Below are 21,261 nucleotides of genomic sequence, written 5' to 3' on the forward strand. Positions count from 1 at the left end.
GCGCAAGCGGCGCCCGCGCCGCGATGCTTACGCCGCCTCGCTGCGCCACTGCGCGCACGCTGCGGCGATCTCGCGCGCGAGCGCGAGGCACGACAGCGGCGCGGAGCCTTCCGCCTTGTTGTTGATCGTGATGATCACGGGCTGTCCGGCCAGCGCGTAGCGCGCGGCCAGTTCGGCGAGCGCCGAGCGTGTGGCCGGATCTTCGTCGACGAGCTTGTCGAACGGCTCGTATTTCGCTTTTGCCTGTTCGTACTTGAAGCCGCCATGCAGGCTCCAGCGCACGATCAGCGGGCCCGGTGCATCGCCGTCGAGCAGCGCGAGCGCGGCTGCCTGGCGCAGCGGATCGGGCATCCGCGCATGCAGGCCGACGCAGTAGCGCACGCCGAGCGTCGCGAGCGCGCGGATGAAGCGCGGCGTGAGCAGGCTCGCGTCGCGGATCTCGATCGCGTAGCGCGTGCCGTCGGCGTCCGGCGGCAGCGTCGGCAGCGCCGCGAAGAATGCCGACAGCCGGTCGATCAGCGCGGCCGGTTCGGCGAGCAGTTGATCGGGCATCGGAGAAAACTGGAACACCAGCACGCCGGCCTTCCTGCCGAGCCCTTCGAGGCACGGTTGCACGAATTCGCGAGTGGCGAGCTGCGCGTCGAGAAAGGTCGGGTTCGGGCCCGACGGCTCGCCGCGCCGGCCGCGCACGACCGCATCGGTGACGGACGCCGGCGCCTTCACGACGAAGCGGAAATCGTCCGGCACCTGTTGCGCGTAGCGCAGGTAGTCGGCCACCGACAGCGGCCCGTAGAACGACCGGTCGAGGCTCACGCTCTTCAGCAGCGGATGCGCGCCGTACGCCTCGAGCCCCTCGCGAGACAGCTTCGTCTGCGCGAAATCGCCGTCGTAGACGATGCCGTCCCAGCCGGGGAAATACCACGACGATGTGCCGAGGCGCACGTTCGGTGGCAGCGCGGCCGCCGCGTCGGCGACTTCCGCGGAAACCGGTGCTGGCGGCACGCCGCGCCGACGCCGGGCCTTCTTCGGCGGCGCCGTCGGCGACGACGGTTCGTCCCACAGCAGGCCGGAAGCAGGGGACGGTTCCGGTTCCTGGTCGGCGCATGCGCCGGGCGATGTGCGGCCGGTGCGCGCGGGCGACTTTGCCGGTGGCGCAGCGTCGTGTTCGTCCGGCGTCGCGCGTTGGCCGGCGCCTGCAGGGTTGTCGTCGTTTGCGGGCGCGGCCGTGCGCGCGTCGTCGGGCGACGCGCCGAACAGGTCGAACTGCCCGTCGGCGTGCGACCCGTCCGCTTCGTCGCGCTGCTGTCGTTGCGGCGGCGTGCTGCGCCGCGTCCTGCCGTCACCCATGCATGCCCAGCGTGAAGTGCCGCCTAGCGCGGCAGCGTGTGTTCGTACATGTAGCGCCTCGACCACGGTAGCGTTTTCGCGCTGCGTCCGGCCTTGCGGCACACGATCTGAAAGATCGACACGTCGTCGTGCTCGAACGCATACGCGCAACCGGCGAGATACACGCGCCAGATGCGGAATTTTTCGTCGTCGACGAGCGTGCGCGCCTCTTCCGCCTTCGCCTCGAAGTTCTCCGTCCAGATTTCGAGCGTGCGCGCATAGTGCCGCCGCAGGCTTTCGACGTCAATCGCCTCGAGCCCGCCGCGCTGCGCCGCTTCGAGCGCGAGGCTGATGTGCGGCAGCTCGCCGTCCGGGAACACGTAGCGGTCGATGAATTCGCCGCCGCCGAGCGCCGTTTCGCCGCTTTCCGCGTCGGTCGACGTGATCCCGTGGTTCATCGCGATGCCGTCGTCGGTCAGCAGGTCGCGCACGCGCGAGAAATAGAGGGGCAGGTTCTTGCGGCCGACGTGCTCGAACATCCCGACGCTCGTGATGCGGTCGAACTGTCCCTCGATCTCGCGGTAGTCCTGCAGGCGGATCTCGATCTTGTCCTCGAGCCCGGCGGCTTTCACGCGCGCGGTCGCGAGATCGAACTGGTTCTGTGACAGCGTCACGCCCAGGCACGTCGCGCCGAACTTCTGCGCGGCGCGCAGCACGAGCGCGCCCCAGCCGCAACCGATGTCGAGCAGGCGCTGGCCGGGCTCGAGCCGGATCTTGGTCAGGATATGGTCGATCTTCTTGATCTGTGCGGTCGCGAGATCCTCGTCGCCGTTCTCGAAGTACGCGCACGAATACACCATGTTTTCGTCCAGCCACAGCTGGTAGAACGCGTTCGAGACGTCGTAGTGATACTGGATCGCCTTCTTGTCGGTGTTTTTCGTGTGATTGAAGTAGCGCTTCACGCGCGCGAGCTTGCTCGCGCTGGTGACCGTGCTGCGCGCGAGCGAGTAGCTGATGTTGATGATGTCCGACAGCCTGCCCTCGATGTCGATCTTGCCCTTCACGTACGCCTCGCCGAGATTGTCGAGGCTCGGTTCGAGCAGAAGCGGCAATGCCGACGCGCTGTTGACCTTGAGCGTGACCTGCGGCGCGCTGAAGGTGCCGAAATCGAGTTGATCGCCGTTCCACAGCACGAGTCGCGCCGGTATGTTCGCTTTCGCCCGTACTTCGTCCGCCCACTGTGCCAGCTTCTTTTCCCAGAACATTTGGATTCTCCGTTTGTTCGTTGAATCGAATACAGCCAAGTATCTTGACCGGCGCACGCCCCTTGCGAGGCGGGCGCCCGGATGCAACACGAGACACGGCCGGCGCGCGCCGGCACCACGGCAGACGCGCTTACGGCGACAGGCGCGAGATCGTCCAGCCCGACCCTGCCGCGTCGTCGCGCGTATAGAGCAGGCGGTCGTGCAGCCGCGACGGGCGGCCCTGCCAGAACTCGATCGCGTCGGGCACGACGCGGTAACCGCCCCAGTGCGGCGGGCGCGGCGGGTTCTCGCCGTAGCGTTCGGTCACGGCCTTTTCACGCGCTTCGAGCGTCGCGCGGCTGTCGATCACGGCGCTCTGATCGGACGCCCACGCGCCGATGCGCGAGCCGAGCGGGCGCGACGCGAAATAGCGGTCGCTTTCGTCGGCGCTGGTTTTCTCGATCCGGCCTTCGATGCGCACCTGGCGCTCCAGCTCGATCCAGTAGAACAGCAGCGCCGCGTGCGGATTGGCGGCGAGATCGCGGCCCTTGCGGCTTTCGTAATTGGTAAAGAAGACGAACCCGCGTTCGTCGACACCCTTGATGAGCACGATGCGGGCCGACGGCCGGCCGTCGTCGCCGACGGTGGCGAGCGTCATCGTGTTGGGCTCGGGGAGCTTGGCGGCGAGCGCCTCCTTGAACCAGCGATCGAACTGGGCGAAGGGGTTCGGGGCGGCGTCGGCTTCGTCGAGCGAAGCACGCGAGTAATTGATGCGGAGATCGGCGAGAGTCGTCATGTTATGCAAACGCTTCAATCTGGGGCCAGTATAGCGAACGCGCGAGAATCGTGCGTGCACAGGGGCACGTGCCGGCGGGGAGTTCAGGCAAAATAGAGGGCTGCACGACTTACGTTTTCCTTGCTGCCATGCCCGCTGCCGACACTGCCCCGCACAGTTCTTCTGATCTTACCCCGAGCCCGACAATCCAGCTTGACGTGGATCGCGAGCGCCGCTTCGGCGGCATCGCGCGCCTGTACGGCGCGCCCGCGCTCGCGGCGTTCGAACGCGCGCACGTCGCCGTGATCGGCATCGGCGGCGTCGGGTCGTGGACGGCCGAGGCGCTCGCACGCAGCGCGATCGGCACGCTGACGCTGATCGATCTCGACAACGTCGCGGAAAGCAATACGAACAGGCAGATCCACGCGCTCGACGGCAATTACGGCAAGCCGAAGGTCGACGCGATGGCCGAGCGGATCGCGCTGATCGATCCCGCTTGCCGTGTGAACCGGATCGAGGATTTCGCGGAACCCGACAACTTCGACGCACTGCTCGGCGGCGGCTTCGACTACGTGGTCGACGCGATCGACAGCGTACGCACGAAGGTCGCGCTGATCGCGTGGTGCATCGCAAAAGGGCAGCCGCTCGTCACGGTCGGCGGCGCGGGCGGGCAGCTCGACCCGACACGCATCCGCATCGACGATCTCGCGCTGACGATCCAGGACCCGCTGTTGTCGAAGGTGCGCGCGCAGCTGCGCAAGCAGCACGGCTTTCCACGCGGGCCGAAGGCGCGCTTCAAGATCAGCGCCGTGTATTCGGACGAGCCGCTGATCTATCCGGAGGCGGCCGCGTGCGACATCGAGGACGGCGCGGAGCCGTCCGCCGCCGCGCATGTCGCGGGGCTCAACTGCGCGGGGTTCGGTTCGAGCGTATGCGTGACCGCGAGCTTCGGCTTCGCGGCCGCCGCGCATGCGCTGCGCGCGATCGCGGCGCGGGCCGCGGGCTGATCGGGGAACCGGTCGACGCGCAAGGCAATGTCGCGGCGCGGCAGACCTGCCGCGCGCGGCAACGCGATTCGGCCAGGCCATCGCGGCCCGGCCGGTCGTTCGTTCGTCAGTTGAGCGCCATGCTCAGCTTTCGCCGCCATGCGGCGACGAGTTCGGGGCGATCGCCCGCCAGCTCGAACACCGAGATCATCGTGCGGCGGCCGAGGTCGTCGCCATACGCGCGGTCGCGCAACACGATTTCCAGCAACTGCTCGAGCGCACCTTCGTATGCGCGTCGCGCGATCAGGCTCTGCGCGAGGTCGAAGCGTGCCTCGAGATCGGCGGGGTCCGCCGCGATGCGCGCTTCGAGCGCGTCGGTCGGCGGCAGGTCGGCCGTCGCGTCAAGCGCATCGAAACGGGTCTTGATCGCCTGATAGCGCGGATCGGCGCTTTGTACCGTCTGCGGCGACAGGCGCTCGGCCTCGGCGCGCGCGGTGTCCACCTGGTTGTTCGCGAGGAGCAGTTCGATCAGGTCGAGCCGTGCGTCGTCGAAGCCGGGGTTCAGCGCGAGCGCCGCTTCGAGGTGGGTGAGCGCATCGTCGTAGCGCGATTCTGCGATCGCATATTGCGCGGCGCGGCGTTCGGCTTCGTCGGGCGCCGGCAGCAGCCGGTCGAGGAACGCGCGCAACTGGCCTTCCGGCAGCACGCCGATGAACTGGTCGACGGGACGCCCGTCGGCGAACGCGATCACGTGCGGGATGCTGCGCGTCTGGAAGTGCGCGGCGAGTTCCTGGTTTTCGTCGACGTTCACTTTCACGAGCTTCCAGCGGCCTTCGTAGTCGGCTTCGAGCTTTTCGAGCAACGGACCGAGCGTCTTGCAGGGGCCGCACCACGGCGCCCAGAAGTCGACCAGCACGGGCGTGTCCAGCGACGCCTCGATGACGTCTTTCTCGAAAGTGGCAAGCGTGGTGTCCATGTCGTTCTCTTCCGTTCGAATGTCGTCAGGATGGGGGCAGCGTGCCCCTTTTTCAACGCGGCTTCGATTCGGGCAGCGGAATCCACTCGGTTTCGCCGGGCACCTTGCCCATTTCCTGGTTCGTCCACGCCCGTTTCGCGCGCTCGATCGCGTCGCGGCTGCTGGCGACGAAGTTCCATTCGATGAAGCGCTCGCCGTCGATCTTCTCGCCGCCCAGCAGCATCGCGCGCGCGCCGCTGCCGCTCGCGAGCGTGACGGTGGCGCCGGGCGCGAGCACGGCCATCTGTTCGGCCGGCACCGGCGTGCCGTCAATCGAGAGGTCGCCGTCGACCACGTAGACCGCGCGCTCCTCGTGCGACGCGTCGAGTTCGAGGCGGCCGCCGGCCGCGAATTCGGCGGCCACGTACAGTGTGCGCGAGAACGTCTTGACGGGCGAGCGCAGGCCGAACGCGTCGCCGGCGATCACCGTCAGCGACACGCCGTTCTCGTCGCGCTGGGGCAGCGCGTCGGCCGCATGGTGCTCGAACGACGGCTCGGTGGTCTCGTGGGCGACGGGCAGCGCGACCCAGGTCTGGATCCCATGCACCGTGTGGCCGCTCGCGCGCTGAGCGTCGGGCGTGCGCTCCGAATGGACGATGCCGCGACCGGCCGTCATCCAGTTCACGTCGCCCGGCACGATCTCCTGCAGCGAGCCGAGGCTGTCGCGGTGCAGGATCGCGCCGTCGAACAGGTAGGTGACGGTGGCGAGCCCGATGTGCGGGTGCGGGCGCACGTCGAGCCCGGTGCCGGCCGGCAGCGTCGCGGGCCCCATGTGATCGAAGAAGATGAACGGACCGACGAGGCGCGCGGCGAGCGCGGGCAGCGTGCGGCGCACCTGCAGGTTGCCGATGTCGCGGATGTGCGGCTTGAGCAGGGCTTTGATCGAATCGGTCATGGCGGCCTCGTGGGCAACGGCTGGAATGCCGGTCATTGTACTGGCGGCGCGGTGGCGACGCGCGTGTCGGGGGCGCGTGCGAAATGATTCCCGGGTGTTGCGGACGTGCGGGCACGAGTCGTGCAAGCGCCATGTCGTTGTGCCCGTCGCCGATTCCATGCGCGCCGCGCGGGTATCGGGCCGCACGGCGAAATTCGGTAGACTGATCGGCTTCAGGAAACCATCCGACAATTGAGGAGACGCCGATGATGGCCACGAAGGACTTGCTGCTCGCGCTGGTCGTGATCGTGGCATGGGGCGTGAACTTCGTCGTGATCAAGGTCGGCCTGCACGGCATGCCGCCGATGCTGCTCGGCGCGCTGCGCTTCACGCTCGCGGCGGTGCCCGCGGTGTTCTTCGTGCGCCGGCCGCAGATTCCGTGGCGGATGCTGATCCTGTATGGCGCGACGATCCAGCTCGGCCAGTTCGTGTTCCTGTTCACCGGCATGTACGTCGGTATGCCGGCCGGCCTCGCGTCGCTCGTGCTGCAGTCGCAGGCATTCTTCACGCTCGTGTTCGCGATGCTGTTCCTCGGCGAGCGGCTGCGTGTGCAGAACCTGATCGGGCTCGCGATCGCCGCGGGCGGGCTCGTCGTGATCGCGGCGCAGGGCGGCCGCGCGATGACGCTCGCGGGCTTCCTGCTGACCATCTGCTCGGCCGCGATGTGGGCGTTCGGCAATATCGTCACGAAGAAAGTCGGCAAGGCCAATCTGGTGTCGCTCGTCGTGTGGGCGAGCCTCGTGCCGCCCGTGCCGTTCTTCCTGCTGTCGCTCTGGTTCGAGGGGCCGCAGCGGATCGGGGCCGCGCTGGCCGGGCTCGACGGCGCGTCGATCTTCGCGGTCGTCTATCTCGCGTTCGTCGCGACGCTCGTCGGCTACGGCTTGTGGAGCCGCCTGATGTCGCGCTATCCGGCCGCGCAGGTCGCGCAGTTCTCGCTGCTGGTGCCGATCGTCGGGCTGGCGTCGTCGGCGCTGCTGCTCGACGAGCATCTGACGCACGCGCAACTGATCGGCGCCGCGCTCGTGATGGGCGGGCTCGCGGTGAACGTGTTCGGGGCAAAGCTGGTGCGCCGCTTCGCGGCGTCGTGACGCGCCGGCACGCAGCGCGTGCCGGCGGCGAGGAAGGCGGCCGAGTCAGGCCATCCGGTTCTTCGCGAGCGGCGGATTCGCGGCGAAGTAACGTTTGATGCCGCGGAAGATCGCGTCGGCCATCTCGTCGCGATAGCTGTCGTCGTTGAGCCTGCGTTCTTCGTCAGGGTTGCTGATGAACGCGGTCTCGACAAGGATCGACGGAATGTCGGGCGCCTTCAGCACCGCGAACCCGGCCTGCTCGACCGAGCCCTTGTGCAGCTTGTTGATGCCGCCGACTTCCTTCAGCACGTAATTGCCGTAGCGCAGCGAATCGCGGATCTGCGCGGTCGTCGACATGTCGAACAGCGCGCGGCTGACGGCCGCGTCCTGTGTCTTGATGTTGATGCCGCCGATCAGGTCGGACGAGTTCTCCTTGTTCGCGAGCCAGCGTGCCGCGGCGCTCGACGCGCCGTGGTCGGACAGCGCGAACACCGACGAGCCGCGCGCGGACGGCGTCGTGAACGCATCCGCGTGGATCGACACGAACAGGTCGGCGCCGACGCGGCGCGCCTTCTGCACGCGCACGTTCAGCGGCACGAAGAAGTCGGCGTCGCGCGTCATCATCGCGCGCATGTTCGGCGCGCCGTCGATCTTCGCGCGCAGCTTCTTCGCGATGTCGAGCGCGATGTGTTTCTCGTACGTGCCGCCGCCGCCGATCGCGCCCGGATCCTCGCCGCCGTGGCCCGGATCGATCGCGACCGTCAGCAGGCGCACGGTGCCGCCCTTGCCCGATTTCGGCGCGGTGAACTTGTAGGTGTCACCGTCGTCTTCGCTGTCGTCGCGGCGTGCGATGACGGGCGGCGGCTTGGTGGCCGGCTTCGCGGGCGTGGAAGGCGTCGCGGCGGCTGGTGGTGTGCGCGGCGTGGCGGGCGTGTTCTGCGCGAAGCGCTGGAAGAACGCGTCGCTGTTGTCGTTTCCCGCGACGGGCGGCGTCGCCGGCCCGTTCAGCGCGCTCGGCGGCTGCATCTGCTGCGCGCGCGCCGTGTCGTTGAGCGCCTGCTCCTTGCGCTCCGTCTGCGCGATCAGGTCGGTCAGCGGATCGGGCGCGACGGCCGGATACAGGTCGAACACGAGCCGGTACTTGTAGGTGCCGACCGGCGGCAGCGTGAACACCTGCGGCTTCACCGAACCTTTCAGGTCGAACACCATCCGCACGACGTGCGGCTGATACTGGCCGACGCGCACCGACTGGATCTGCGGATCGTTCGGCGCGATCTTCGATACGAGGTCGCGCAGCGCCTGGTCGAGATCGAGCCCGTTCAGGTCGACGACGAGCCGGTCGGGACCCTGCAGCAGCTGTTGGCTATTCTGCAGCGGCTGGTCGGATTCGATCGTGACGCGCGTGTAATCGCGCGCGGGCCACACGCGCACGCCGAGCACCGACGATGCGTGCGCGAGCCGCGGCGCGACGAGACCGAGCACGAGCGTCGACGCACCCGCGCGCAGGATCTGGCGGCGCCGCCAGTTGTGCGTCGCGGTGGCCGCCGATTCGATCGAGCGGAACGGTTTGATCAACATCTTTCGAGACATGCCTTTCCTGAAGCGCTGAACGCCCGGACGGTGAGGGCGCGGCCGTCGCCATCCACGTCGAGCGAGAAAACCAGATCGGGCACGCCGAGCAGGGTGCCCGCCTGTTGCGGCCATTCGACGAGGCAGATCGCGCTGGAATTGAAATACTCGCGAAAGCCGGCGTCGGACCATTCGGCCGGATCGTTGAATCGATACAGATCGAAGTGATAGACCTCAAGTTCCCCATCGTCGCGTGCGAATGCGTAAGGTTCGACGAGCGTGTAGGTCGGGCTGCGCACGCGCCCCGGGTGGCCGAGGCCGCGCAGGATCGCGCGCACGAGGGTCGTTTTGCCCGCGCCGAGGTCGCCGATCAGCTGGATTTGCAGCCCGTCGAACGCGTGTGCATGGGCAAGTTCGCTGCGTGCCGCGTCGAGCGCGTGCGCGAAGCGGGTGCCGAAGGCCTCGGTCGCCGCTTCGTCGGCGAGTGCGATCACGCGCTCCGCGAGCGGGACGGGCAGCGTGTCGGCATGAGGCGTATGGGACGTGGCTGGCATTCTCGTAAAATAGTGCGATGAACCGATTACCGGAACTCGCCGCATCCGACAGGCCTTCGACACATGCCGAAGGCGCGGCACCGTGCGCGCTCGATGATGCGACGTTGACAGCGCTCGCCGCTCGCATCAGGGCGTGGGGGCGCGAATTGGGTTTCGGGGCGATCGGCATCAGCGATACCGATCTCTCGGATGCCGAAGCAGGCCTCGCCGCCTGGCTGGAAGCCGGGTGCCACGGCGAAATGGATTATATGGCGAAACACGGGATGAAACGCGCGCGGCCGGCCGAACTTGTGGCCGGTACGCGACGCGTGATCTCCGCGCGGCTCGCCTATCTGCCGGCCGAAACGCTTGCCGCCGACGTGCCCGATGCGTCATCTGGCGCGCTCGTGCCGCACGACTGGCGCGCACGCGAGCGTGCGCGTCTCGACGATCCGCAGGCGGCCGTCGTGTCCATCTATGCACGCGGCCGCGACTATCACAAGGTGCTGCGCAATCGGCTGCAGACGCTCGCGGAGCGCATCGAGCAGGAGATCGGCGCGTTCGGCTACCGCGTGTTCACCGATTCGGCGCCGGTACTCGAGGTCGAGCTCGCGCAGAAGGCCGGCGTCGGCTGGCGCGGCAAGCACACGCTGCTGCTGCAGCGCGACGCGGGTTCGCTGTTCTTCCTCGGCGAGATCTATGTCGACGTTCCGCTGCCGACCGACGCGCAAACCGCGCCCGACGTCGCGCCCGAGACACCCGGCGCGCACTGCGGCAGTTGCACGCGCTGCATCGGCGCGTGCCCGACCGGCGCGATCGTCGAACCGTATCGTGTCGACGCGCGCCGTTGCATTTCCTACCTGACGATCGAACTGAAAGGCAGCATTCCGGAGCCGCTGAGGCCGATGATCGGCAACCGCGTATACGGCTGCGACGACTGCCAGCTCGTGTGCCCGTGGAACAAGTTCGCGCAGGCTGCACCCGTCGCCGATTTCGACGTGCGGCACGGTCTCGACCGCGCGACGCTCGTCGAGCTGTTCGGCTGGGATGCCGAATCGTTCGACACGCGGATGCAGGGGAGCGCGATCCGGCGCATCGGTTACGAAAGCTGGCTGCGTAATCTCGCGGTCGGGCTCGGCAATGCGTTGCGCGCGCCGGCCGACCGGCTCACGCCCGATGCGCGCGACGCGATCGTCGCCGCGTTGCGTGCACGGGCCGACGATCCGTCGCCGGTCGTGCGCGAACATGTCGAATGGGCGCTGCGTGCCGCATGAAGGCGGCGTAAAGTGTCGGCGGCGCCGCGCGTTTCACCGGTGAGGAGAAGCTCATGTTCAACGCAGTCATCGACGCACCGTTCGGCAAGGTCGGCATTCGCACCGATGCCGCGGTGGTGCGCGAGATCGTCTATCTGCCCGAGTCGGTCAGATCGGTCGATCCGGACTCGCCACTCGCGAAGCGCGCGGTCGAGCAGATCGAACGTTATTTCGAGCGCGCGTCGGCGCGTTTCGACCTGCCGCTCGCCGACGTCGGCAGTGCTTTCCAGCATCGCGTGTGGAACGTGATCAGCGACATTCCGCCGGGCGCGGTGCTGACCTACGGGCAGGTCGCGAAGCGGATCGGCAGCGCGCCACGCGCGGTCGGTCAGGCGTGCGGCGCGAACTATTTCCCGCTCGTGATTCCGTGTCATCGCGTCGTGGCGGCAGGCGGCCTCGGCGGCTTCGCGAACCACGACGACAATGGTTATTACCAAAAAGTGAAGCGCTGGCTGCTGGCGCACGAAGGCGTGCCGTACTGATGAGTGAACCCTTGCTTTCTCCCGACCCCGCGCCCGGCGCCGACAGCGACGAGGCCGCGGCATCGCCCGCGCTGCTCGCGAGCCGCGCGTCGATCGACGTGTTCTGCGACGCGCTGTGGCTCGAGCACGGGCTCGCGCGCAACACGCTCGATGCGTACCGGCGCGATCTGATGCTGTTTTCGCAATGGCTGGCCGCGACCCACGACGCGTCGCTCGACTCGGTCGACGAAGCGATGGTGACCGGCTACATCGCCGCGCGCAGCGACGGCAAGGCGACATCGTCGAACCGGCGGTTGTCGGTGTTCCGTCGCTATTACGGCTGGGCCGTGCGCGAGCATCGCGCGAGCGCGGACCCGACGCTGCGCATCACGTCGGCGAAACAGGCCGCACGGTTTCCGTCGACGCTGTCCGAGGCGCAGGTCGAAGCGCTGCTCGGCGCGCCCGATATCGGCACGCCGCTCGGCCTGCGCGATCGCACGATGCTGGAGCTGATGTACGCGAGCGGCCTGCGCGTGAGCGAACTCGTCACGCTGAAGACCGTCGAGGTCGGGCTCAACGAGGGTGTCGTGCGCGTGATGGGCAAGGGCTCGAAGGAACGGCTCGTGCCGTTCGGCGAAGTCGCGCACGGCTGGATCGAGCGCTACCTGCGCGACGCGCGGCCCGCGCTGCTCGGCGCGCGCGCGGCCGACGCGCTGTTCGTGACCGGACGCGGCGACGGGATGACGCGCCAGCAGTTCTGGAACATCATCAAGCGCCACGCGCAGCAGGCCGACGTGCGCGCGCACCTGTCGCCGCATACGCTGCGGCACGCGTTCGCGACACATCTGCTGAACCACGGCGCCGACCTGCGCGTCGTGCAGCTGCTGCTCGGCCACAGCGACATCTCGACCACGCAGATCTACACGCACGTCGCGCGCGAGCGGCTGAAGACGCTGCACGCGCAGCACCACCCGCGCGGCTAGCGCGGCGCGCGTCGGCCACATGCGGGATGCGGCCCGCACCCGCGCGTCACGCGAGTTCGCGCAGCTTGTGCTTCAGCACCTTGCCCGTCGATGCGGCGGGCAGCGCATCGAGCACGCGGATGCGCGCGGGCCGTTTGTAAGGCGCGAGCCGTTGTGCGCACCATGCCTGCAGCGCGTCCTCGGTCGCGGTCGCGCCCGGCACCAGCTCGACGAACGCGAGCACTTCCTCGTTGCCCTCGACCGCGCGGCCGACGACGGCTGCCTGCACGACGTCCGGGTGCGCGTTCAGCACCTGTTCGACTTCGACCGGATAGACGTTGAAGCCCGAGCGGATGATCAGCTCCTTGCTGCGGCCCGCGATCGTCACCGAGCCGTCGGCTTCCTGGCGCGCGAGATCGCCGGTGCTCAGCCAGCCGTCCGGAGACACGGCCGCGCGCGTGGCGTCCGCGTTGCGGTAGTAGCCGAGCATCACGTTCGGCCCGCGCACGCGGATTTCACCCACTTCACCCTGCGGCACGTCCGTGCCGTCCGGCGCGACGATCCGCATCTCGACGCCCGGGATCGGCACGCCGACCGAGCAGTCGGCACGCGGCGCGTCGAGCGGCGTCTGCGTGATCGTCGGGCTGCTCTCGGTCATTCCGTAGCCGTTGTGCAGCGGCACGCCGTACATGCGCTCGACGCGCGCCTTCAGGTTGGCGTCGAGCGGCGAGCCGCCCGAATACGCGAAACGCAGCCGCGGCGCGTGCCATGCGTGCGCGTGCGTGTGCAGGTGCTCGAGGAGCTTCGCGTGCATCGCGGGTACACCCTGGAAGATCGTCACGCCTTCGTCGGCGAGCGCGATGCGCACGGCCTCCGGCGAGAAGCGCGGTGCAAGCCGCAGCGTCGCCCCGGCGTAGAGGCTGCCGAGGCATACCGACGCGAGCCCGTACACGTGCGACACCGGCAGCACCGTATAGACGACGTCGTCCGGCGACACGCGGCGCAGCGCGCTCGACGTCGCCGCGATGAACAGCAGGTTGCGGTGCGACAGCATCACGCCTTTCGGCGCACCCGTCGTGCCGGTCGTGTAGATCAGCGCCGCGCATTGCGCGGCGCCATCGGCCGCCACCGGTTCTTCGGGCGCGCTCGTGTCGACGCGGTACGACCACGCGCCGATGTCGACCGGCAGCGTGTCGGCCGGCGTCGCGTCGTGGCGTGCCGCGTGTGCGCGCGCATCGGGCGACGCCTCGGTCGCGAATGCGATCAGCTTCGGCCGCGCATGCGCGGCGATCGCATCGAGTTCGCCGGCCGACAGCCGGGCGTTCGACACGAGCGCCCATGCGTCGACGCGCGCGGCCGCGAACAGCAGCACGATCTGCGCGACGCTGTTTTCCGCGACGATCATCACGCGATCGCCGCCATGCACGCCGAGGCGCGCGAGCCGCTCGGCGGCCGCATCGACCGCTCGCGACAGCTCACCGTACGACAGGCGGCGCGCGTCCTCGATCAGCGCCGGATGCGCGGGCGCTTGCGCGGCCCAGCGGGCGGGCACGTCGGCGATGCGGCCGGGCAAGGCGGCGAGCAACGCCGGGACGTCGAGCGGCGCGGATGAGCGGACAGGCGAGGACATGGCGTCTCCAGAAGAAGGGCCGGGCGGCGGCGCGGCCAGTTTTGCGAACGATCGTGCCATGACGGCGGGCGCGCCACAATCGGTCAATCGGGCAATAGCGCTTCGCGATGTCCGCAATGATGACGGGCGGACGGACTGACGGACAGGTGCGCCGCGACGACGGGTGCTCGCCCCGGATACTGGTGCAAAAGGGCCGCGAGTATACCGCCGGTGCGCGGCACGCCGCCGCGAAGACGAGACAGGGCGATCGTGGGTTGACGCCCGCCCGCCGGTCGTTCGCCATTAAAATGCCGCCATGAGCAAATCCAGACACGTGTCCGAGACACCCGCGACCCAGCTGCTGCGCCGCCACGGCGTCGCCTTCGGCGAGCATCCGTACGATTACGTCGAGCATGGTGGCACCGGCGAGTCGGCGCGCCAGCTCGGCGTCGACGAGCACTGCGTCGTGAAGACGCTGGTGATGGAGGACGAGCACGCGAAGCCGCTGATCGTGCTGATGCACGGCGACCGCACGGTGTCGACCAAGAACCTCGCGCGGCAGATCGGCGCGAAGCGCGTCGAGCCGTGCAAGCCCGACGTCGCGAACCGCCATTCCGGCTATCTGGTCGGCGGCACGTCGCCGTTCGGCACGCGCAAGACGATGCCCGTGTACGTCGAGTCGACCATCCTCGAATTGCCGACGATCTACCTGAACGGCGGCCGCCGCGGCTATCTCGTCAGCCTCGCGCCGGCGGTGCTCACGACGCTGCTCGGCGCGACGCCCGTGCAGTGCGCGAGCGTCGACTGAGGGTTTCACCTTCGTGGCAGGCCGTGCTCGTTCGGTAGAATGGGCGCCGTTTCGGCCGGTCGGACCGCACGACCGGCCGAAACGGCCTCCCGGCGGTTCGCCGCGACGGCGCCCGCCGCAACCGGCCGGCATGCCGCGTCCGGCCGCCAATTCACCGATACGTTGAAAGAAGAGTTCTCCGCATGCAGATCCTGCTCGCCGCACTTGTTGCCTACCTGATCGGTTCGGTGTCGTTCGCCGTCGTCGTCAGCGCCGCGATGGGCCTGGCCGATCCCCGTTCGTACGGGTCGAAGAATCCCGGCGCGACCAACGTGCTGCGCAGCGGCAACAAGAAGGCCGCGATCCTGACGCTCGTCGGCGATGCATTCAAGGGCTGGCTCGCCGTCTGGCTCGCGCGGCACTTCGGGTTGCCCGACGTCGCCGTTGCGTGGGTCGCGATCGCCGTGTTCCTCGGCCACCTGTATCCGGTGTTCTTCCGCTTCCGTGGCGGCAAGGGCGTGGCGACCGCGGCCGGGGTGCTGCTCGCCGTGCATCCGGTGCTCGGCCTGGCGACCGCGCTGACCTGGCTGATCGTCGCGTTCTTCTTCCGCTATTCGTCGCTCGCGGCGCTGGTGGCGGCCGTGTTCGCACCGGTGTTCGACGTGTTCCTGTTCGGCACCGGCCACAACCCGGTCGCGTGGGCCGTGCTCGCGATGAGCGTGCTGCTCGTGTGGCGTCACCGCGGCAACATCTCGAAGCTGCTGGCGGGGCAGGAAAGCCGGATCGGCGACAAGAAGAAGGCCGCGTCCGACGGCGGCGCGCAGGACGGCGGGAAGGCCTGAGGAAGGCGATGACTGCTGCCGCCCGCAGGGGCGCCCGGCATGCGGGGCCCGGCGGCGCGGCGTGACCGGCGACGCTGCGGTCGATGGCGTCGATCAGTCGCGGAAGTTGTTGAAATCGAGCGGGGTGTCGGTCACGTCCTTGCGCAGCATCGCGATCACGCTCTGCAGGTCGTCGCGCTTCGTGCCGGCCACGCGCACCGCGTCGCCCTGAATGCTCGCCTGCACCTTGATCTTGCTGTCTTTCACGAGCCTGACGATCTTCTTCGCGAGGTCGCCCGTCACGCCCTTCTTCACGGTGACGATCTGCTTGACCTTGTCGCCGCCGATCTTCTCGACCTTGCCATAGTCGAGGAAGCGCACATCGACGTTGCGCTTCGCGAGCTTGTTGATCAGCACGTCCTTGACCTGGCCGAGCTTGAAATCGTCGTCGGCGAACAGCGTCAGCTCGCGCTCCTTCTGCTCGACGCGCGCGTCGGAGCCCTTGAAGTCGAAGCGCGTCGAAATTTCCTTGTTCGACTGCTCGATGGCGTTCTTTACTTCGATCATGTTCGCTTCGGAAACGACGTCGAACGATGGCATGGCATTCTCCCTTGAGATGCGTGCGCCCGGCTCGCGCGCGGGCACTCGCTATAATTGCGGACTGTTTGCCATTTTACCGATGCCCCTCCGTTTGCCCAAGGCCGGCCGTAAGGCCGCCCGGCGGACGTGACCGCGAATGCCGATGCCTCCTGACGATTCCGCCCTGTCGCTGCTCCCCGATCATCCGCTTGCCGCGCACAATACGTTCGGCATCGCCGCGAAGGCGCGCTTTGCCGCGCGCATCACGCAGGCGGCGCAGTTCGAGGCGCTGCACCGCGACCAGCGCGTCGCGTCGCTGCCGCAGCTCGTGCTCGGCGGCGGCAGCAACGTCGTGTTCACGCGCGATTTCGACGGCGTCGTGCTGCTCGACGAGATCGCCGGCCGCCGCGTCGTGCGCGAGGACGACGACGCGTGGTACGTCGAGGCCGGCGGCGGCGAGACCTGGCACGCGTTCGTCGCGTGGACGCTCGAGCACGGGATGCCGGGCCTGGAGAACCTTGCGTTGATTCCGGGCACCGTCGGCGCCGCGCCGATCCAGAACATCGGCGCGTACGGCCTCGAGATGAAGACCTGTTTCGACTCGCTGGTCGCCGTCGAGCTCGCGACGGGGCGCAGCGAGCGCTTCGACGCCGCGCGCTGCGCGTTCGGCTATCGCGACAGCTTCTTCAAGCGGGAAGGGCGCGGCCGGTTCGCGATCGTATCGGTGACGTTCCGGCTGCCCAAGCGCTGGACGCCGCGGCTCGGCTACGCGGACGTCACGCGCGAGCTCGACGCGCGCGGCATCGCGCCGGACGCGGCAACGCCGCGCGACGTGTTCGATGCGGTCGTCGCGATCCGCCGCGCGAAGCTGCCCGATCCGCTCGTGCTCGGCAACGCGGGCAGTTTCTTCAAGAATCCGGTGATCGATGCCGCGCAGTTCGACGCGCTGCGCGCGCGCGTGCCGGACGTGGTGTCGTATCCGCAGCCGGACGGGCAGGTGAAGCTCGCGGCCGGCTGGTTGATCGACCGCTGCGGCTGGAAAGGGCGCGCGCTGGGGGCGGCGGCCGTGCACGACCGGCAGGCGCTCGTGCTGGTGAATCACGGCGGCGCGACGGGTGTCGAGGTCCTCGCGCTGGCGCGCGCGATCCAGGACGACGTGCGCGAGCGGTTCGGTGTCGAGCTCGAACCCGAGCCAGTGTGCCTGTAACGCGGTCTTTCGTACCGCGCATTTCATTCGCTTCCGCCGCGTACAAACAAAAAGCGCCGATCGACGATCGGCGCTTTTTTGCATGCCGCCGGATGCCGGCGGCGCTCGGGTGCTGCGGGGTGCTGCGATCAGTGCTTGAGCCGGCCGAGCAGCAGGAACTCCATCAGCGCCTTCTGCACGTGCAGGCGGTTTTCCGCCTCGTCCCACACGACGCTCTGCGGGCCGTCGATCACGCCGGCCGTCACTTCCTCGCCGCGGTGCGCGGGCAGGCAGTGCATGAAGAGCGCGTCCGCGTTCGCATGGCCCATCATTTCCTCGTCGACGCACCAGTCGGCAAATGCCTGCTTGCGCGCTTCGTTCTCGGCTTCGAAGCCCATGCTCGTCCACACGTCGGTCGTCACGAGATCGGCGCCCTTGCACGCTTCGTTCGGATCGTCGAACACCTCGTAGAACGGCGCGCTGTCCGGCGACACGAGCTTCATGTCGAGCGCATAGCCCGGCGGCGTCGACAGGCGCAGCTTGAAGCCGAGGATCTGCGCGGCTTCGATCCACGTATAGAGCATGTTGTTCGCATCGCCGACCCACGCGACCGTCTTGCCGGCGATCGGGCCGCGGTGCTCGTAGTACGTGAAGATGTCGGCGAGCACCTGGCAAGGGTGGTATTCGTTGGTCAGGCCGTTGATCACCGGCACGCGGGAGTTCTCCGCGAAGCGCTTGATGACCTCCTGCTCGAACGTGCGGATCATGATGATGTCGACCATCCGCGAGATGACCTGCGCGGAATCCTCGACCGGCTCGCCGCGGCCGAGCTGCGTGTCGCGCGTGCTCATGAACACCGCGTGGCCGCCGAGCTGGAAGATGCCGGCTTCGAACGACAGGCGCGTGCGCGTCGAGCTCTTCTCGAAGATCATCGCGAGCGTGCGGTCGTGCAGCGGGTGATAGGTCTCGTAGTTCTTGAACTTGCGCTTCAGGATACCCGTGCGTTCGAGCACGTACTCGTAGTCTTCCAGCGAGAAATCCTTGAACTGCAGGTAGTGACGAATGGTTTTGGCGGTCATGAAACGAAATACGGCGGATTGCACCCGGCAGCAAGGCCGGACGGCGCCGCCGTCGGGTGTGGATAACTCAAAGCAGCATAAAGGATTTTCTGTGCTTTGACGAGCCGCGCCGAAAACCGGGGCGCGATCGTGGCGCACACTGGAGGATGCCGGAAGAGGGGGCGCGAGACGACGCGCGATGTCGCGCTGCGGTATAATTCAAAAGTTTTCTCCAGCCCGGCAGGCAAGGCTCTTCGCGCTCTGCCGGACACAAGCCATGCGCTGCACAAATCCGGTGCGGCGCGTCGGCGGCACGCAGCGACGGCCTGTTTTCGGGATATCGGAGCGCGTCTGTCGTCGTCCACTCCAGCTTTGTGTTCGCGTATCCAGGCGCCGTCGCCTGGACATCGCCGGGCCGTCACTTGGGTAACCACATGGCTGAAACCCCTCCGACCGAATTCTTCATCCAGGGCATCACGAAAGACGGGAAAAAGTTTCGCCCGAGCGACTGGTCGGAGCGTCTGGCCGGCGTGATGGCCTGTTTCGGGCCGGGTGCGAGCGGGCCGAACGCGCGCCTGAAATATTCGCTGTACGTGCGCCCGACGATGCTCGGCGACCTGAAATGCGTGATCCTCGATTCCCGGCTGCGCGACATCGAGCCGATGGCGTTCGATTTCGTGCTGAACTTCGCGAAGGACAACAACCTCGTCGTCACCGAGGCGTGCGAGTTGCCGGACTACAACGAGAAGAAGTGAATTCGGCGGGCGAGGGGGGCATCCCGCGCCCGCGCCTGACGGTCGCCCGGCGCGATGCGCAGGCGACGCGCAACAAAAAAGCCCGCCTAGGCGGGCTTTTTCGTGATCGCAGGAAACAGGAACGCCCGCGAGAGCGGGCGCGCCGGATTTACGCTGCTGCCTGCAGGCCCTTGACGGCTGCGGCGAGGCGGCTCTTGCTGCGAGCGGCCTTGTTCTTGTGAACGATCTTCTTGTCGGCGATCGTGTCGATCGTCTTCACGGCAGCCTTGAACAGCTCGGCAGCCTTTGCCTGGTCGCCGGCTTCAACAGCCTTGCGAACCGACTTGATCGCGGTACGGAATTTCGAGCGCAGCGCCGAGTTGTGCGAATTTGCCTTCGCGGCTTGGCGGGCGCGCTTGCGTGCTTGTGCGGAGTTAGCCATGACGGTTCCTTATCCTGTCCTGTTTCCAGAGCTTGGAGCCTGACGGCCAAGCGCTGCTTTTCGATCCGTCCCCTGAGAGCGATTGCCCAGGGGCGCATAAAAAACGGTGATTTTAACCGAGGCCGAGACATGAAAACGACAGGCGCCGTGCATGTAACAGGCTCAGAAACCGGCGATTATAGCAACAAAATCAAGCGCGTGGCAAGGTCAACGTGATGTCGGACGGACGGGGGCGCCGGCGACATGGGCCCTTTTCGGCATCCGTCCGTGCCGGGGCACGCAACGTCCGTATAATAAGCGCCCCATGAATCTATTCCGAGCCCTGCTGACGGTCAGCGGCTTCACGCTGCTGTCGCGCGTGACCGGACTGGCCCGCGAGACGCTGATCGCCCGTGCGTTCGGCGCCAGTCAATACACCGACGCGTTCTACGTCGCTTTCCGCATCCCGAACCTGCTGCGCCGCCTGTCCGCCGAAGGCGCGTTCTCGCAGGCGTTCGTGCCGATCCTGGCCGAATTCAAGAACCAGCAGGGGCACGATGCGACCAAGGCGCTCGTCGACGCGATGTCGACCGTGCTCGCCTGGGCGCTCGCCGTGCTGTCGGTCCTCGGGATCGCCGGCGCGTCGTGGGTCGTGTTCGCGGTCGCGTCCGGCCTGCATACCGACGGGCAGGCGTTCCCGCTCGCGGTCACGATGACGCGGATCATGTTCCCGTACATCGTGTTCATCTCGCTGACGACGCTCGCGTCCGGCGTGCTGAATACCTACAAGAGCTTCTCGCTGCCGGCGTTCGCACCGGTGCTGCTCAACGTCGCGTTCATCGCCGCGGCCGTGTTCGTCGCGCCGCACCTGAAGGTGCCGGTCTATGCGCTTGCTTGGGCCGTCATCGTGGGCGGCGTGCTGCAGTTCATCGTGCAGCTGCCGGGGCTGAAGAAGATCGACATGGTGCCGCTGATCGGCCTCAACCCGGTGCGCGCGCTGCGTCATCCCGGCGTGAAGCGCGTGCTCGCGAAGATGGTGCCCGCGACGTTCGCGGTGTCGGTCGCGCAACTGTCGCTGATCATCAACACCAACATCGCGTCGCGGCTCGGGCAGGGTGCCGTGTCGTGGATCAACTACGCCGACCGCCTGATGGAATTCCCGACCGCGCTGCTCGGCGTCGCGCTCGGCACGATCCTGCTGCCGAGCCTGTCGAAGGCGCACGTCGACGCCGATTCGACCGAATATTCGGCGCTGCTCGACTGGGGGCTGCGCGTCACGTTCCTGCTCGCGGCGCCGAGCGCGCTCGCACTGTTCTTCTTCGCGACGCCGCTCACCGCGACGCTGTTCAACTACGGCAAGTTCGACGCGCACACGGTCACGATGGTCGCACGCGCGCTCGCGACCTACGGGATCGGCCTCGTCGGCATCATCCTGATCAAGATCCTCGCGCCGGGCTTCTACGCGAAGCAGGACATCAAGACGCCCGTGAAGATCGCGATCGGCGTGCTGATCGTCACGCAGATCTCGAACTACGTGTTCGTGCCGCTGATCGGCGCTGCGGGCCTCACGCTGAGCATCGGCGTCGGCGCATGCCTGAACTCGCTGCTGCTGTTCCTCGGGCTGCGCAAGCGCGGCATCTACCAGCCGTCGCCGGGCTGGCTGCGCTTCTTCGTGCAACTGATCGGCGCGGCGCTCGTGCTCGCGGGTCTGATGCACTGGTGCGCGATCAGCTTCGACTGGACCGGCATGCGCGCGCAGCCGCTCGATCGCATCGCGCTGATGGCGGCGTGCCTGGTGCTGTTCGCTGCACTATATTTCGGTATGTTGTGGGTGATGGGCTTCAAATACGCTTACTTCAGAAGGCGCGCCAAGTGATG

Annotated in this window: 21 protein-coding genes; 10 read left to right on the plus strand and 11 right to left on the minus strand. The window is 67.7% G+C overall.

Annotated features, from left to right (window positions below):
- Positions 1 to 27 precede the first annotated feature (27 nt).
- The 3 genes from DIE11_RS03215 to pdxH form a co-directional block, all read right to left on the minus strand.
- A complete protein-coding gene (locus DIE11_RS03215; RefSeq protein WP_124621468.1) occupies positions 28 to 1,347 on the minus strand; it encodes a DUF72 domain-containing protein in 1,320 nt (439 codons plus the stop codon).
- Positions 1,348 to 1,370: 23 nt separating this feature from the next.
- Positions 1,371 to 2,591 (minus strand): cyclopropane-fatty-acyl-phospholipid synthase family protein, encoded by a 1,221-nt coding sequence (locus DIE11_RS03220; protein WP_124621470.1) that lies wholly within the window; start codon positions 2,589 to 2,591, stop codon positions 1,371 to 1,373.
- A 130-nt stretch (positions 2,592 to 2,721) separates the two neighbouring features.
- Positions 2,722 to 3,366, minus strand: coding sequence for a pyridoxamine 5'-phosphate oxidase (gene pdxH, locus DIE11_RS03225; RefSeq protein WP_059607983.1), 645 nt, complete (start codon positions 3,364 to 3,366; stop codon positions 2,722 to 2,724).
- A 128-nt stretch (positions 3,367 to 3,494) separates the two neighbouring features.
- Between pdxH and tcdA the strand changes: the two genes are divergently transcribed.
- Entirely contained in the window at positions 3,495 to 4,352 is an 858-nt protein-coding gene (tcdA, locus tag DIE11_RS03230) for a tRNA cyclic N6-threonylcarbamoyladenosine(37) synthase TcdA (protein ID WP_124621472.1), read from the plus strand.
- A 106-nt stretch (positions 4,353 to 4,458) separates the two neighbouring features.
- Here the strand turns inward: tcdA and trxA are convergent, their stop codons facing one another.
- Both trxA and DIE11_RS03240 read right to left on the minus strand, forming a co-directional pair.
- The gene (trxA, locus tag DIE11_RS03235; protein WP_124621474.1) at positions 4,459 to 5,307 is read right to left on the minus strand and encodes a thioredoxin; all 849 of its coding nucleotides are present in this window, start codon (positions 5,305 to 5,307) and stop codon (positions 4,459 to 4,461) included.
- Between the two features lie 52 nt (positions 5,308 to 5,359).
- On the minus strand, positions 5,360 to 6,241 hold the full coding sequence (locus DIE11_RS03240) for a pirin family protein (protein ID WP_124621476.1): 882 nt from the start codon (positions 6,239 to 6,241) through the stop codon (positions 5,360 to 5,362).
- Positions 6,242 to 6,489: 248 nt separating this feature from the next.
- On the opposite strand from DIE11_RS03240, the gene DIE11_RS03245 reads away from it, so the two are divergent.
- A complete protein-coding gene (locus DIE11_RS03245) occupies positions 6,490 to 7,368 on the plus strand; it encodes an EamA family transporter (protein WP_174906360.1) in 879 nt (292 codons plus the stop codon).
- Positions 7,369 to 7,413: 45 nt separating this feature from the next.
- Here DIE11_RS03245 and DIE11_RS03250 read toward each other — a convergent pair whose 3' ends face one another.
- Positions 7,414 to 8,940, minus strand: a complete 1,527-nt coding sequence (locus DIE11_RS03250) for an N-acetylmuramoyl-L-alanine amidase (RefSeq protein WP_124621478.1) — start codon at positions 8,938 to 8,940, stop codon at positions 7,414 to 7,416.
- Positions 8,922 to 9,473 (minus strand): tRNA (adenosine(37)-N6)-threonylcarbamoyltransferase complex ATPase subunit type 1 TsaE, encoded by a 552-nt coding sequence (tsaE, locus tag DIE11_RS03255; RefSeq protein ID WP_059607989.1) that lies wholly within the window; start codon positions 9,471 to 9,473, stop codon positions 8,922 to 8,924. The genes DIE11_RS03250 and tsaE overlap by 19 nt, the downstream gene beginning before the upstream one ends.
- A gap of 17 nt (positions 9,474 to 9,490) precedes the next feature.
- On the opposite strand from tsaE, the gene queG reads away from it, so the two are divergent.
- From queG to xerD, 3 genes are read left to right on the plus strand one after another with little or no spacing between them, the layout of a single operon-like run.
- The gene (queG, locus tag DIE11_RS03260; RefSeq protein ID WP_124621479.1) at positions 9,491 to 10,726 is read left to right on the plus strand and encodes a tRNA epoxyqueuosine(34) reductase QueG; all 1,236 of its coding nucleotides are present in this window, start codon (positions 9,491 to 9,493) and stop codon (positions 10,724 to 10,726) included.
- 53 nt (positions 10,727 to 10,779) lie between these two features.
- On the plus strand, positions 10,780 to 11,247 hold the full coding sequence (locus tag DIE11_RS03265; protein ID WP_059608017.1) for a methylated-DNA--[protein]-cysteine S-methyltransferase: 468 nt from the start codon (positions 10,780 to 10,782) through the stop codon (positions 11,245 to 11,247).
- Positions 11,247 to 12,209 carry a site-specific tyrosine recombinase XerD gene (xerD, locus tag DIE11_RS03270; protein WP_124621481.1) on the plus strand — a complete coding sequence of 321 codons (963 nt, stop codon included), beginning with the start codon at positions 11,247 to 11,249 and terminating at the stop codon, positions 12,207 to 12,209. Before DIE11_RS03265 ends, xerD begins: the two co-directional genes overlap by 1 nt.
- Positions 12,210 to 12,255: 46 nt before the next feature.
- Here xerD and DIE11_RS03275 read toward each other — a convergent pair whose 3' ends face one another.
- On the minus strand, positions 12,256 to 13,818 hold the full coding sequence (locus DIE11_RS03275) for a class I adenylate-forming enzyme family protein (RefSeq protein WP_124621484.1): 1,563 nt from the start codon (positions 13,816 to 13,818) through the stop codon (positions 12,256 to 12,258).
- Between the two features lie 295 nt (positions 13,819 to 14,113).
- Between DIE11_RS03275 and ybaK the strand changes: the two genes are divergently transcribed.
- Together ybaK and plsY are read left to right on the plus strand one after the other, a co-directional pair.
- On the plus strand, positions 14,114 to 14,605 hold the full coding sequence (gene ybaK / locus DIE11_RS03280) for a Cys-tRNA(Pro) deacylase (protein WP_059607993.1): 492 nt from the start codon (positions 14,114 to 14,116) through the stop codon (positions 14,603 to 14,605).
- 182 nt (positions 14,606 to 14,787) lie between these two features.
- Entirely contained in the window at positions 14,788 to 15,426 is a 639-nt protein-coding gene (gene plsY / locus DIE11_RS03285; protein WP_124621486.1) for a glycerol-3-phosphate 1-O-acyltransferase PlsY, read from the plus strand.
- A gap of 93 nt (positions 15,427 to 15,519) precedes the next feature.
- Here the strand turns inward: plsY and DIE11_RS03290 are convergent, their stop codons facing one another.
- On the minus strand, positions 15,520 to 16,005 hold the full coding sequence (locus tag DIE11_RS03290) for a YajQ family cyclic di-GMP-binding protein (RefSeq protein WP_006762345.1): 486 nt from the start codon (positions 16,003 to 16,005) through the stop codon (positions 15,520 to 15,522).
- Between the two features lie 136 nt (positions 16,006 to 16,141).
- Here DIE11_RS03290 and murB point away from each other — a divergent pair, with 136 nt between their 5' ends.
- The gene (gene murB, locus DIE11_RS03295) at positions 16,142 to 17,191 is read left to right on the plus strand and encodes a UDP-N-acetylmuramate dehydrogenase (RefSeq protein ID WP_124621488.1); all 1,050 of its coding nucleotides are present in this window, start codon (positions 16,142 to 16,144) and stop codon (positions 17,189 to 17,191) included.
- A gap of 128 nt (positions 17,192 to 17,319) precedes the next feature.
- Here murB and argF read toward each other — a convergent pair whose 3' ends face one another.
- Positions 17,320 to 18,249, minus strand: coding sequence for an ornithine carbamoyltransferase (gene argF / locus DIE11_RS03300; RefSeq protein WP_059607996.1), 930 nt, complete (start codon positions 18,247 to 18,249; stop codon positions 17,320 to 17,322).
- Between the two features lie 413 nt (positions 18,250 to 18,662).
- Between argF and DIE11_RS03310 the strand changes: the two genes are divergently transcribed.
- The gene (locus DIE11_RS03310) at positions 18,663 to 18,983 is read left to right on the plus strand and encodes a DUF3579 domain-containing protein (RefSeq protein WP_006762342.1); all 321 of its coding nucleotides are present in this window, start codon (positions 18,663 to 18,665) and stop codon (positions 18,981 to 18,983) included.
- Between the two features lie 148 nt (positions 18,984 to 19,131).
- Here DIE11_RS03310 and rpsT read toward each other — a convergent pair whose 3' ends face one another.
- The gene (gene rpsT / locus DIE11_RS03315; protein WP_006482211.1) at positions 19,132 to 19,404 is read right to left on the minus strand and encodes a 30S ribosomal protein S20; all 273 of its coding nucleotides are present in this window, start codon (positions 19,402 to 19,404) and stop codon (positions 19,132 to 19,134) included.
- A gap of 259 nt (positions 19,405 to 19,663) precedes the next feature.
- Between rpsT and murJ the strand changes: the two genes are divergently transcribed.
- On the plus strand, positions 19,664 to 21,259 hold the full coding sequence (murJ, locus tag DIE11_RS03320) for a murein biosynthesis integral membrane protein MurJ (RefSeq protein ID WP_409364561.1): 1,596 nt from the start codon (positions 19,664 to 19,666) through the stop codon (positions 21,257 to 21,259).
- Positions 21,260 to 21,261: the final 2 nt, after the last annotated feature.

The sequence above is a fragment of the Burkholderia sp. Bp9012 genome, assembly GCF_003853825.1.
GTDB classification, from domain to species: domain Bacteria; phylum Pseudomonadota; class Gammaproteobacteria; order Burkholderiales; family Burkholderiaceae; genus Burkholderia; species Burkholderia diffusa.